Genomic DNA, 12,436 nt, shown 5'->3' with positions numbered 1-12,436 from the left:
ACCTCGTGTCCAACGTCGGTGAACCTAAGCCAAGCACTTCCAGGGAGGAATGCACGGTGAAGCAACAGGGCGTAACACTGATACAAATGATGTTTGCCTTGGCGGCGGTGGCGCTGCTGACGCAGCTTGGCATGCCTGCCTATGCGAAGTTGAGCGATGACCTGCACAGGGCAGCGGCGGCCCGGGACCTCGCCCAGGCGCTACGCAGCGCACGCAGCCACGCCCAGCTGCAAAGCCAGACGGTGCTGGTGAGGGCGCTGGACAGCGATTGGGGCAAAGGCTGGCAAGTGATGCTGGAGCGCAACCAGCAGGTGCTGCGTGAGCACCGTCTGTCACGGCCAATGACAATCGCGGGCAACGCCGGGGCACAGGTGCGATTCAGCGCACTGGGCGTACCGCTTGGGCCTAACGATGGTTGGCTGGGTGCAACCTTGGAAGTCTGCGAGCCCTACGCTGCGGTCAGCCAGTATCAAGTTGTGCTGAGCAGCTCGGGAAGGGTGAGCCTGCGCACTGATGACCCGAGGGCCCTGTGCGCAGGCCGCTGATCAGAGCAGCGAGCGAACCCGCAGCTCTTTGGGCATGGAGAACGTGATGTTCTCCGGGCGCCCGTCAAGCTCTTCGGCGCCGGTGGCGCCCCAGGCCTTGAGCTGGTCGATCACACCACGTACCAACACTTCGGGGGCCGAAGCACCGGCGGTGATGCCGATTCGCGCAGCCGCGTCGAACCAGCCTCGCTGCATGTCTTCGGCGCCATCGATCAGGTAGGCGGGTGTGCCCATGCGCTCGGCCAGTTCGCGCAGGCGGTTGGAGTTGGAACTGTTCGGGCTGCCCACCACCAACACCACATCACACTCCCCGGCCAGCTGCTTGACGGCATCCTGGCGGTTCTGGGTGGCGTAGCAGATGTCGTCCTTGCGCGGGCCGCCGATGTTCGGGAAGCGTGCACGCAGGGCATCGATGACGCGGCTGGTGTCATCCATCGACAGCGTGGTCTGGGTAACGAAGGCCAGGTGGTCCGGGTCGCGTACCTGCAGGTTGGCAACATCGTCCTCGTCTTCGACGAGGTAGATGGCGCCACCATTGCTGGGGTCATATTGGCCCATGGTGCCTTCGACTTCCGGGTGCCCTGCGTGGCCGATGAGGATGCATTCACGGCCATCGCGGCTGTACTTGGCGACCTCGATATGGACCTTGGTCACCAGCGGGCAGGTGGCGTCGAACACCTTCAGGCCCCGGCCAGCAGCCTCCTGGCGCACGGCCTGGGAAACACCGTGGGCACTGAAGATGACGATGACGTCATCCGGCACCTGGTCCAGCTCTTCGACGAAAATGGCGCCACGGTTGCGCAGGTCTTCGACCACGAACTTGTTGTGCACCACTTCATGGCGCACATAGATCGGCGGGCCGAAGACTTCCAGCGCACGGTTGACGATCTCGATCGCCCGGTCCACCCCCGCGCAGAAGCCGCGGGGGTTGGCGAGTTTGATTTGCATGCTCGGCTCCAGGCTTACAGGGCCTTCACCTCGAGGATCTCCACCTCGAAGGTCAGGGTCTTGCCAGCCAATGGGTGGTTGAAATCAATGGTCACCTGGTTGTCATCGAACGCTTTGACCACACCCGGCAGCTCGGTGTTGGCGGCGTCGTTGAAGATGATCAGCAGCCCTTCGGACAGTTCCATGCCCTCGAACTGGGACCGTGGCATGACCTGCACGTTCTGTGGGTTGGGCTGGCCGAACGCGTTCTCCGGGGCCACCACCACGGTACGTTTGTCACCGGCCTTGAAGCCGAACAGTGCGGCCTCGAAACCTGGCAGCAGGTTACCGTCGCCCACTTTGAAGGTGGCCGGCGCCTTGTCGAACGTGCTGTCGACAGTGTCGCCGTTTTCCAGGTGCAGCGCGAAGTGCAGAGTGACTTCGGTGTTCTGGCCGATGCGGGTGTCAGTCATGGACCGGTTCCTCGGACTTCTTGCTCTTGAACATATCCAGCGCCAGCATCACCGCACCAACGGTGATGGCACTGTCGGCCAGGTTGAAGGCCGGGAAGTAATGACGGTTCTGCCAGTGCACCAGGATGAAGTCGACCACATGGCCGAGCACGATACGGTCATACAGGTTGCCCAGCGCACCGCCCAGCACCAGCGCCAAGGCCACTGCCAGCCAGGTTTCGCTGCGCCCCAGGCGCTTGAGCCAGACCACCAGTACGGCACTGACCACCACGGCGATCAGGGCGAACAGCCAGCGCTGCCAACCGGAGCTGTCCGCGAGGAAGCTGAAGGCGGCGCCGGTGTTGTAGGCCAGGGTCCAGCTGAAGTAGTCGGGGATGACCACGATCTGCTGATACATGCTCAAGGCGTTGTTGAAATACAGCTTGGTGGCCTGGTCCAGGACCAGCACCACCAGGCTCAGCCAGAGCCAGGCAAGGCGCCCGAAGCGCCCCGCTACAGGGTTAGGCATAGTGGCGCACCTCGCCGGAGCCGCTCAGGTTGTCGACGCAACGGCCACAGATTTCCGGGTGCTCCGGGTGGCTGCCGACGTCGGCGCGGAAGTGCCAGCAACGGCCGCACTTGGCGTGGCCGGACTTGACCACCTTCAGCTTGAGGCCTTCGACTTCGGTGGCCACGGCATCGGCCGGCGCCTGTACGAACGGCACCACGCTGGCGGCGGAAGTGATCAGCACGAAGCGCAGCTCGTCGCCCAGCTTGCCCAGGTCGGCGCTCAGGCCTTCTTCGGCGAACAGGGTGACTTCGGCCTGCAGGTTACCGCCAATGACCTTGGCGGTGCGCTGGTTTTCCAGCTCCTTGTTGACCGCTGCCTTGACCGCCATCACGCGATCCCAGTAGGCGCGGTCCAGCTCGGCGTCCGCCGGCAATTCGGCCAGGCCTTCGTACCACCCGTTGAGCATCACCGACTCGTTGCGCTCGCCCGGCAGGTACTGCCAGATTTCGTCGGCGGTGAACGCCAGGATTGGAGCGATCCAGCGCACCAGCGCCTCGCTGATGTGGTACAGCGCGGTCTGGCAGGAACGGCGCGCGACACTGTTGGCGCCGGTGGTGTACTGGCGGTCTTTGATGATGTCGAGGTAGAAGCCGCCCAGCTCCTGCACGCAGAAGTTGTGCACTTTGGAGTAGACGTTCCAGAAGCGGTACTCGCCGTAGTGCTCTTCCAGCTCGCGCTGCAGCAGCAGGGTACGGTCCACCGCCCAGCGGTCCAGGGCCAGCATGTCCTGCGGGGCCAGCAGGTCGCGGGCTGGGTCAAAACCGGTCAGGTTGGAGAGCAGGAAGCGTGCAGTGTTGCGGATGCGGCGGTAGGCATCGGCGCTGCGCTGCAGGATCTGCTCGGAAACGGCCATTTCACCGGAGTAGTCGGTGGCGGCCACCCACAGGCGCAGGATGTCGGCACCCAGGGTGTTGTTGACCTTCTCCGGCTCGATGGTGTTGCCCAGCGACTTGGACATCTTGCGGCCGCTCTCGTCCACGGTGAAACCGTGGGTCAGCAGCTCGCGGTACGGCGCGTGGCCGTCGATGGCGCAACCGGTCAGCAAGGACGAGTGGAACCAGCCGCGGTGCTGGTCGGAGCCTTCCAGGTACAGGTCGGCGCGCGGGCCGGTGGCGTGGCCGATATCGTGCGAGCCACGCAGCACGTGCCAATGGGTGGTGCCGGAGTCGAACCACACGTCCAGGGTGTCGGCAATCTTGTCGTACTGGCCGGCTTCGTCACCGAGCAGTTCGGCGGCGTCCAGCTTGAACCAGGCCTCGATGCCTTCCTGCTCGACGCGCTTGGCCACCGCTTCCATCAGCTCGACAGTACGTGGGTGCAGTTCGCCGGTCTGCTTGTGCAGGAAGAACGGGATCGGCACCCCCCAGTTGCGCTGACGCGAAATACACCAGTCAGGGCGGTTGGCGATCATCGAATGCAGGCGCGCCTGGCCCCAGGCCGGTACGAACTTGGTGTCTTCGATGGCCTTGAGTGCGCGCTCACGCAGCGGCTCGCCGGTGCTGGGCTGCTTGTCCATGCCGACGAACCACTGCGCGGTGGCACGGTAGATCAGCGGCGTCTTGTGGCGCCAGCAGTGCATGTAGCTGTGGCTGATGGTTTCGGTGTGCATCAGCGCACCGACTTCGTTCAGCTTGTCGACGATGGCCGGGTTGGCCTTCCAGATGAACTGGCCGCCGAAGAACTCCAGCGACTCGACATACACGCCGTTGCTCTGCACCGGGGTGAGGATGTCGTCGTTGACCATACCGTAGCGCTTGCAGGTGATGAAGTCGTCTTCACCATAGGCAGGCGAGGAGTGAACCACACCGGTACCGGCACCCAGTTCGACGTAGTCAGCCAGGTAGATGGGCGACAGGCGATCGTAGAATGGATGGCGGAAGTTGATCAGTTCCAGGGCCGAGCCCTGGGTGGTGGCGATGACCGCGCCTTGCAGGTTGTAGCGCTTGAGGCACGCCTCGACCAGCTCTTCAGCCAGCACCAGCAGGCGCTCGCCGGTGTCGACCAGGGCGTACTTGAACTCCGGGTGGATGTTCAGCGCCTGGTTGGCGGGGATGGTCCACGGGGTGGTGGTCCAGATCACGATAGCCGCGGGCTTGCTCAAGGCCTCCAGGCCAAAAGCGGCCGCCAGCTTGCCTTCGTCGGCAACTGGGAAGGCCACGTCGATGGTCTGGGACTTCTTGTCGGCGTACTCGACCTCGGCTTCGGCCAGTGCCGAGCCGCAATCGAAGCACCAGTTCACAGGCTTGAGGCCCTTGAACACGAAACCTTGCTTGACCATTTCGGCCAGGGCGCGGATTTCACCGGCCTCGTTGGCGAAGTTCATGGTCTTGTACGGGTTGTCCCAGTCACCCAGCACACCCAGGCGGATGAACTCGGTCTTCTGCCCTTCGATCTGCTCGGCAGCGTATTCGCGGCACAGCTCGCGGGTGCGGTCGGCCGTCAGGTGCTTGCCGTGGGTAACCTCGACCTTGTGCTCGATCGGCAGGCCGTGGCAGTCCCAGCCCGGGACATACGGGGCGTCAAAACCGGACAGGGTCTTGGAGCGGACGATCATGTCCTTGAGAATCTTGTTCAGCGCATGACCGATGTGAATCTTGCCGTTGGCGTAGGGCGGGCCGTCGTGCAGGACGAACTTTGGACGATCCTTGCCAATTTCGCGCAGCTTCTGGTACAGGCCAATGCTGTCCCAGCGCTGCAGGATCTGCGGTTCGCGCTGAGGCAGGCCGGCCTTCATGGGGAAGGCGGTGTCCGGAAGGTTTAGCGTGGCTTTGTAGTCGGTCATTTCAGGCTCTTCGTTAGCGGTTGAGCGTGCCAATGTGCACGTGCGGCGGCGATATCCGCATCGATCGCCGACTTCAGCGCCTCCAGGGAGGCGAATCGCTGCTCTTCACGCAGCTTGTGGTGGAATTCCACCGTCAGGCGCCGGCCATACAGATCGCCGGCATAATCCAGTAGATGTATCTCAAGGTGCGGGCGGCCGTCGCCGGCCACGGTGGGGCGCACCCCGATGTTACCGACACCTGGCCAGGCCTTGCCGTCGATTTCGATGCTGGCCAGGTAGACCCCGGACAGCGGCACACGGCGGCGCTTGAGCTGGATGTTGGCGGTGGGCGTGCCGAGCTGGCGGGCCAGCTTCTGCCCGTGCAGGACGCGCCCTGTAATACGGTAGGGGCGACCCAGCAGGTGTTCGGCCAATTCGAAGTCGCCGGCGGACAGCGCCTTGCGCACCTCGGTGCTACTCACCCGTAGACCGTCCTGGATCACCGTGTTGGCGGCCTCGACAGTGAAGCCGTATTGTTTGCCAGCTTCGACCAGGAAGGCGAAGTCGCCAGCGCGGTCGCAGCCGAAGCGGAAGTCGTCGCCCACTTCAAGGTGACGCACGCCCAGGCCGTCGACCAGGATGGCCTTGACGAACTCATCGGCACCGAGCTGGCTCAGGCGCTGGTTGAACGCCAGGCACAGCACCCGGTCGATGCCCTCGCCCGCCAGCAGCTCGACCTTGTCGCGCAAGCGCGCCAGGCGGGCCGGCGCGGTGTCCGGGGCGAAGTACTCGCGCGGTTGCGGCTCGAAGATCACCACGCAGGTCGGCAGGCCAAGTGCCTGACCGCGCTCGCGCAGACGCGCCAGGATCGCCTGGTGGCCGCGGTGAACCCCGTCGAAGTTGCCAATGGTGGCGACACAGCCCCGGTGCTCGGGGCGCAGGTTGTGAAGACCTCGAACCAGCTGCATAACGCGCTTCTTGCTCATAAAGTGGCCGATTATAACCACACCCGGGCGCTGGTGACAGGCAGCAGCGCCCGGGCGTGGCGTGGAATACGAAAAACCGACGCCTGACCCGCCTTCTACGTCAATGCAGCGCCTTGCGGGCGAAATGCCGCGGCCTGAAGCCGCACAGGTACAGGCAACCGAAATACGTCACCACGCCGGCCACGATCAACGCCCCCAGGCGCAGGAAACGCTGGAGCATGTTGCCCTGCTCCCACGCCGGCAGGTAGTGCATGCCCACCAACAACACCGCCGCCATCAGCGTCACCGCCAACACCAGCTTGAGCAGGTACACCGTCCAGCCCGGTTGCGGCTGGAACAGCTGCTGGCTGCGCAGCTTCCAGAACAGCAGGCCGGCGTTCAGGCAGGCGCCCAGGCTGATCGCCAGGGCCAGGCCGGCGTGCTTGAGCGGGCCGATCAGGGCCAGGTTGAACAGTTGCGTGCACACCAGGGTGAAGATCGCGATGCGCACCGGGGTACGGATATTCTGCTGCGCATAGAAGCCCGGTGCCAGTACCTTGACCAGAATGATCGCCAGCAAGCCGACCGAATAGGCGATCAGCGCGCGTTGCGTCATCGCCGCGTCGGTGGCGGTGAACTTGCCGTACTGGAACAAGGCCACGGTCAGCGGTTCGGCGAGGATCGCCAGGGCCACGGTGCAGGGCAGTACCAGCAAAAAGCACAGGCGCAGGCCCCAGTCGAGGATACGCGAATACTCCTCGCGGTCCTTGTTGGCATAGGTCTTGGCCAGGGTCGGCAGCAGGATGGTGCCCAGCGCTACACCCAGCACACCCGAGGGCAGCTCCATGAGGCGGTCTGCGTAATACATCCACGACACGGAGCCGGCCACCAGGAACGAGGCGAAGATGGTGTTGATGATCAGTGAAATCTGGCTGACCGATACGCCCAGGATGGCCGGCAGCATCTGCTTGAGCACGCGCCACACGCCGGAATCACGCAGGTTCAGGCGGGGCAGCACGAGCATGCCGATCTTCTTCAGCGCGGGCAGCTGGTACAGCAACTGGGCCAGGCCACCGGCCAGCACGCCCCAGGCGAGGGCCATGATCGGTGGGTCGAAATACGGCGTGAGCAGCACCGCAAAGGCGATCATCGCCACGTTCAGCAGCGTCGGCGTGAAGGCCGGCACGGAAAAGCGGTTCCAGGTATTGAGGATCGCCCCGGCCAGGGACGACAGCGAAATCAGCAATATATAAGGAAAGGTCACCCGCAACAGCGCGGTGGTCAGTTCGTATTTTTCGGTGCTGTCGACAAAGCCCGGCGCGGTGGCCCATACCACCCAGGGGGCAGCGAGGATGCCGACTGCCGTGACCAGGGCCAGGACCAAAGTCAGCAGCCCGCTGACGTAGGCGATGAAGGTGCGGGTCGCCTCCTCGCCTTGCTGGGTCTTGTATTCGGCAAGGATAGGCACGAATGCCTGCGAGAAGGCCCCTTCGGCGAAGATTCGCCGCAGCAGGTTGGGCAGCTTGAAGGCGATGAAGAACGCGTCGGTGGCAATGCCGGCGCCGAAGACTCGGGCCAGGATGGTGTCGCGTACGAAGCCCAGCACCCGGGAAATCATGGTGATGGAACTGACAGCAGCCAGGGATTTGAGCAGGTTCATCGAAAAGATTCACGCCAAGGGCAGAGGACGCTGCCAGACAGCATCCGAATGTGCGATACTCCCGCGCCTTCGCAGGGGAGCCAAAAATTCCCGAGTTTACAGGTCGTGCAGCAGAAAGGAATCTTTCCCGCCTGTTGGTGCGCCGCTCGGCGGAACCCTGCAAGTGGCCTTGACATCCGGTCGAGTGATCGGCATGATTCGCGGCCTATTTTGTTTGCTATTTACCTAAAGTCTTTCGAGGAGCTCGACGGTGGCCAACACACCTTCCGCCAAGAAACGTGCAAAACAGGCTGAGAAGCGTCGCAGCCACAACGCCAGCCTGCGTTCCATGGTCCGCACCTACATCAAGAATGTAGTAAAAGCCATTGACGCAAAAGACGCCGAAAAAGCGCAAGCCGCTTACGTTCTGGCTGTGCCTGTAATCGACCGTATGGCCGATAAAGGCATCATCCACAAGAACAAAGCTGCTCGCCACAAAGGCCGTCTGAATGGCCACATCAAGGCGCTGAAAGAAGCTGCAGCTGCCTAAGCGACGCTTTGTCGAAAAAACCGACCCTAGGGTCGGTTTTTTTATGCCTGCGATTCGGCGGTAGCTGTTCTGGCGCTATCAGCGGCAAGCCGACGCCACAGCGCGCGAGTACGGTGGGCGCCCCGTGAGAGCGCCTGCCTTGCTCAACTTCCGCGCTGCCTCAGGCCCTGGCCCACGCTCGTGGTTCTAGATCAGGGCCGCCTCCAATTATCCGTGCTTTTGCCAAAGGCGATGGGGCCGCACCGCGGCCCACACTTACTTGGCGATCTGAATCTTCGGCGCCCACTGCAGCCAGGCATCCTCCGGCTTGTCGAACAAGGCAAAGGTCTGCTGCGGCCGGGCCGGGTTGCCCATCTGCTCGCCATCGGGCGTGGCGAAGGCAATCCCGCCATCGATGAGCGTTTCCAGCGATTCGGTACGCACGGTCGCGCCCTTGAACAGCCCCCAGTCGAAACCGAAGCCGCTGCTGTTCCAGAAGCGGCTGCCGCCACGCACCAGGGCTGCATAACGGGGCTCGATAAGGATATGGATCAGCACGCGGTCCGCCGTCTGGCCAAGCTCGAAGCCGGTCACCTTGCCCACGGCAACCTCACGGTAGGTAACCGGCACCCCCGGCTTGATCGAACCACGGCGTGGAGCACTGAGCGTCAATGGCAGCCCTACTTCCGGGCCGACGACTTCAGGCGCCTCGTTCAGCGCAATGAAGTCACGCTGCGGCCCTTTGTCCTTGGCAGCTGGCTGCACCTCCAGGTACTGCCCGCCAATCAGCGTATCGAGGTTCTCGGTACGCACCAGGCCAAGCGCGGGCTTGACCACCCAGAACTGCGTGCCCACCCGGGTGATGCGCTCGGCAGACTCGGTTATACGCGCGCGCAGCAGCACCGCTTGCAGGTCCTTGGTCAGGTCGACGCTCTCGATCACACCAACATCCAGGCCACGGAAGCGGATTGGCGTGCCCGGCTTGAGGCCGTCAGCACGGTCGACACGAATGGTGATCAAGGTGCCAGTACGGTTTACCGCTTCCTGGCTTTCCAGCAGCCGGAACCGCGGGATATGGCGCTTGAGCGCCACGTTCGGCCTGGGGGTGTCGAAGGCGATACCGCCGGCCATCAGGGTTTGCAACGATTCGCTTTTGATCTTGATGCCCGACAGGCCACCGGTGAGGGTGATACCGCTGACATTCCAGAAGCGCGAGGAACCATTGACGAGCTTTTCGTATTCCTTCTCGATATGCACGCCAATCAGAATACGGTTGCTGTTACGGGCAAACTGGTAGCTCTGTACGCTACCGACCTTGACCTGGCGGTACATCACCGGGCTGCCCACCTCCAGCGAACCCAGGGTATCGGCGAACAGCACCAGGTGCAGGCCTGGCGCCTTGAGGTCCAGCGGTGGCGCCTTGGCCCTGGCCTCGAACTCACGCTGGGGCGTGGCACCCTTTTCACCGGGACGAATGGCGATGTAGTTACCCTTGACCAGCGCTTCCAGGCCTGTGATACCTGCCAACGAAATCGAAGGCTTGACCACCCAGAACTGCGTGCCGTCGACGAGGTAATCTTCTGTCAGCGGGTCCAGCGTCAGCTCTGCCATGGCACTGGCGAGGTTATCTTCCATCTTCAGGGCTTTCAGCGAGCCAACCTGAATGCCTTTGTACATGACCGGCGTGCGGCCGGCCTGCAGGCCTTCATAGTCGCTCAGCTTGACCTTTACTCGAATACCGGCCTGGGCCGCATCGAAATCCTCGTACAGGCGAAATGGCAGGCTTGGGTCTGTGGGCGGGCTGTCCTTGCGGTATTCGGGGGTGGCGAAGGCGATGCCGCCGGCCACAATGCTGGACAACGACTCGCTGCGCACCTTCACGCCGGACAGCCCGGCGTCGATGCTGATGCCACTGGCATTCCAGAATCGCGTGTGCTTGCGCACCAGGTTGGCGTAGGCCGGCTCGATGAACACTTTGACTTCGACGGTGCTCTGGTCCTCGGACAGACGATAGCTTTTCACCCGGCCAACCTGGATCTGCTTATAGAACACAGGGCTGTCGCGGTTGAGCGAACCCAGTCGTTCGGCTTTGAGGGTAAGGTGCAGGCCCGGTTCGTTGTCCGACAGCGGCGGGGCCACCTTCAATGCCGTGAAGTGCTTGGTGCGCTCGCCCTCCCCGGGGCTGACGGCAATGTAGTTGCCTGAGACCAGCGTCTCGAGGCCTGAAATGCCGGCAAGGCTGACGCTGGGTTTGACCAGCCAGAAGCGTGTGCCCTTGTTCAGGTGAGACTCTGCAGCCTTGTTCATCTCGATGGTGGCGATGACACCCTGGGTGTCACCCTTGGCATCGAGCACAAGGCTTTTCACCTTGCCGACCGGCATGCCTTTGTAGATCACCTCGGTCTTGTTGGCGACGATGCCCTCGCCGCTTTCAAAGCGCACTTCAATTTCCACACCGGCATCGCGGTAAGCCTGCCAGGCCAACCAACCACCAATCATCAACGCGATCAGCGGCAGAATCCAGATGGCCGACCAATTGGAGGCTGGCCGGGTTTTAGCCGTTGGCATGTCACTCATGGTCGTCATCCGACTCCGTGTTATCCCAAATCAGTCGGGGATCGAAAGTTAAAGCAGCGAGCATCGTGAGAATCACCACAGTAGCGAAGGCGATAGCGCCCAGGTTGGCTTCGACACTGGCAATACGGCCGAAATTCACCACCGCCACCAAGATGGCGATGACGAAGATGTCCAGCATGGACCAGCGCCCTATGAACTCGATGAAGCGGTACATCAGGATTCGCTGCCGCGCAGACAACGGCTGGCGTCGCTGCACCGAATAGAGCAGCAATGCGATACCCACCAGCTTGAACGTCGGCACCAGAATACTGGCGATGAACACCACAGCTGCGATGGGCACCATGCCATGCTTGAGCAGCGTAATGACCCCGGACATGATGGTGTCCGGGCTGCCTTGCCCCAAGGTGCTCACGGTCATGATCGGCAGCACGTTGGCCGGGATGTACAGAATGGATGCGGCAATCAGCAGCGCCCAGGTGCGCACGATGCTGTTAGGGCGCCGCGCATGGACGATCGCCCCGCAACGCGTACAGGTCTGCGAGCTGTGCCCGCTCTCCTGCCGATTCAGTTCGTGGCATTCATTGCAGACCAGAATGCCCGCATCAATCGCCCGCATGGATATCCTCCCCCGACAACGCAATCCAGATCTGGTGAGGCGACATCACTACCTCTAGCCAAACCTGGATCAGTAACAGGCTTATGAAACAGAACAGGCCAAGCCCCACCGTCAGCTCGGCGAGGTCGACCAGCTTGACGATGGCCACCAGCACGCCCATGAAGTAAACCTCGAGCATGCCCCAGTCACGCAGATGGTGATAGATGCGGTACAACAGCAACCCATAGCTACGCCCCACATCTAGACGGATGCTCAGCAGTACCGCCAGTTGGCACAGGAGTTTGAGCAATGGGATGGCCATGCTGCACAGAAAGACCACGACGGCGACGCCGCGCATTTGCGAGTCATACAGGCCCAGCACGCCGCTCCAGACAGTATCGTCCGAGGTCTGGCCTAGTAGATGCAGCTGCATGATGGGCAGGAAATTCGCAGGTACGAACAACAGCAGTGCAGTGAGCACCAGGGCCAGGCTGCGATTGACCACGTTGTGACGATGAGCGTACAGCTCATAACCACAGCGGGGGCAAAGGGCTTTTTCGTTATGCTGCAGGGCAGGCTTGCGCATCAGCAGGTCGCACTCGTGACAGGCGACCAAGTCATTCAGCGGCAACTGCTCTAGGGCTTCGGTTTCGGGCATCTCGACATTCTGAATAGGTAGGTCGGCTCTATTCTAGTGTTCCAGCTCGAAATGTGGGAGACGACGAATGACCGAGCACGCCCTGCGGAGAAAGACAAAACCCCTACCTGCTCGCGCAGATAGGGGTTTTGCGAAATGAATCTTGACGATGACCTACTCTCACATGGGGAAACCCCACACTACCATCGGCGATGCATCGTTTCACTACTGAGTTCGG

11 protein-coding genes and 1 rRNA gene are annotated in these 12,436 nt (G+C 62.3%); 2 read left to right on the top strand and 10 right to left on the bottom strand.

All coding sequences use genetic code 11. The features are described 5' to 3' along the window. Positions 1-56: 56 nt before the first annotated feature. Positions 57-545: a GspH/FimT family protein gene (locus L6D80_RS10475; protein WP_054900612.1), complete on the top strand. Its 489-nt coding sequence runs from the start codon at positions 57-59 to the stop codon at positions 543-545. Here L6D80_RS10475 and ispH read toward each other — a convergent pair whose 3' ends face one another. From ispH to murJ, 6 genes are all read right to left on the bottom strand, one after another. Then, the gene (gene ispH / locus L6D80_RS10470; RefSeq protein WP_054900611.1) at positions 546-1,493 is read right to left on the bottom strand and encodes a 4-hydroxy-3-methylbut-2-enyl diphosphate reductase; all 948 of its coding nucleotides are present in this window, start codon (positions 1,491-1,493) and stop codon (positions 546-548) included. It abuts the gene before it with no gap. Positions 1,494-1,507: 14 nt separating this feature from the next. Then, a complete protein-coding gene (fkpB, locus tag L6D80_RS10465; protein WP_012316358.1) occupies positions 1,508-1,945 on the bottom strand; it encodes an FKBP-type peptidyl-prolyl cis-trans isomerase in 438 nt (145 codons plus the stop codon). Then, positions 1,938-2,453 (bottom strand): signal peptidase II, encoded by a 516-nt coding sequence (gene lspA / locus L6D80_RS10460; RefSeq protein ID WP_176513395.1) that lies wholly within the window; start codon positions 2,451-2,453, stop codon positions 1,938-1,940. The genes fkpB and lspA overlap by 8 nt, the downstream gene beginning before the upstream one ends. Further along, on the bottom strand, positions 2,446-5,277 hold the full coding sequence (gene ileS, locus L6D80_RS10455) for an isoleucine--tRNA ligase (protein WP_176513393.1): 2,832 nt from the start codon (positions 5,275-5,277) through the stop codon (positions 2,446-2,448). Before ileS ends, lspA begins: the two co-directional genes overlap by 8 nt. Next, entirely contained in the window at positions 5,274-6,224 is a 951-nt protein-coding gene (gene ribF, locus L6D80_RS10450) for a bifunctional riboflavin kinase/FAD synthetase (protein WP_054900608.1), read from the bottom strand. Before ribF ends, ileS begins: the two co-directional genes overlap by 4 nt. A 118-nt stretch (positions 6,225-6,342) precedes the next feature. Then, a complete protein-coding gene (gene murJ, locus L6D80_RS10445; protein WP_176513391.1) occupies positions 6,343-7,881 on the bottom strand; it encodes a murein biosynthesis integral membrane protein MurJ in 1,539 nt (512 codons plus the stop codon). 250 nt (positions 7,882-8,131) lie between these two features. Here murJ and rpsT point away from each other — a divergent pair, with 250 nt between their 5' ends. Further along, complete coding sequence (rpsT, locus tag L6D80_RS10440) at positions 8,132-8,410, top strand: 30S ribosomal protein S20 (RefSeq protein ID WP_003247625.1); 279 nt, start codon at positions 8,132-8,134, stop codon at positions 8,408-8,410. A 255-nt stretch (positions 8,411-8,665) separates the two neighbouring features. On the opposite strand, the gene L6D80_RS10435 is transcribed toward rpsT, so the two are convergent. The 4 genes from L6D80_RS10435 to rrf form a co-directional block, all read right to left on the bottom strand. Continuing rightward, positions 8,666-10,966 (bottom strand): PqiB family protein, encoded by a 2,301-nt coding sequence (locus L6D80_RS10435; RefSeq protein WP_176513388.1) that lies wholly within the window; start codon positions 10,964-10,966, stop codon positions 8,666-8,668. Further along, positions 10,959-11,582: a paraquat-inducible protein A gene (locus L6D80_RS10430; protein ID WP_054900605.1), complete on the bottom strand. Its 624-nt coding sequence runs from the start codon at positions 11,580-11,582 to the stop codon at positions 10,959-10,961. Before L6D80_RS10430 ends, L6D80_RS10435 begins: the two co-directional genes overlap by 8 nt. Next, positions 11,569-12,219, bottom strand: coding sequence for a paraquat-inducible protein A (locus L6D80_RS10425; protein WP_054900604.1), 651 nt, complete (start codon positions 12,217-12,219; stop codon positions 11,569-11,571). Before L6D80_RS10425 ends, L6D80_RS10430 begins: the two co-directional genes overlap by 14 nt. 140 nt (positions 12,220-12,359) lie before the next feature. Continuing rightward, positions 12,360-12,436 (bottom strand): 5S ribosomal RNA (gene rrf, locus L6D80_RS30535); the annotation flags it as partial.

Origin of the sequence: Pseudomonas ceruminis (assembly GCF_021602025.1) — a bacterium.
Classification (GTDB): domain Bacteria; phylum Pseudomonadota; class Gammaproteobacteria; order Pseudomonadales; family Pseudomonadaceae; genus Aquipseudomonas; species Aquipseudomonas ceruminis.
This window is presented reverse-complemented; position numbering and strand designations above follow the sequence as displayed.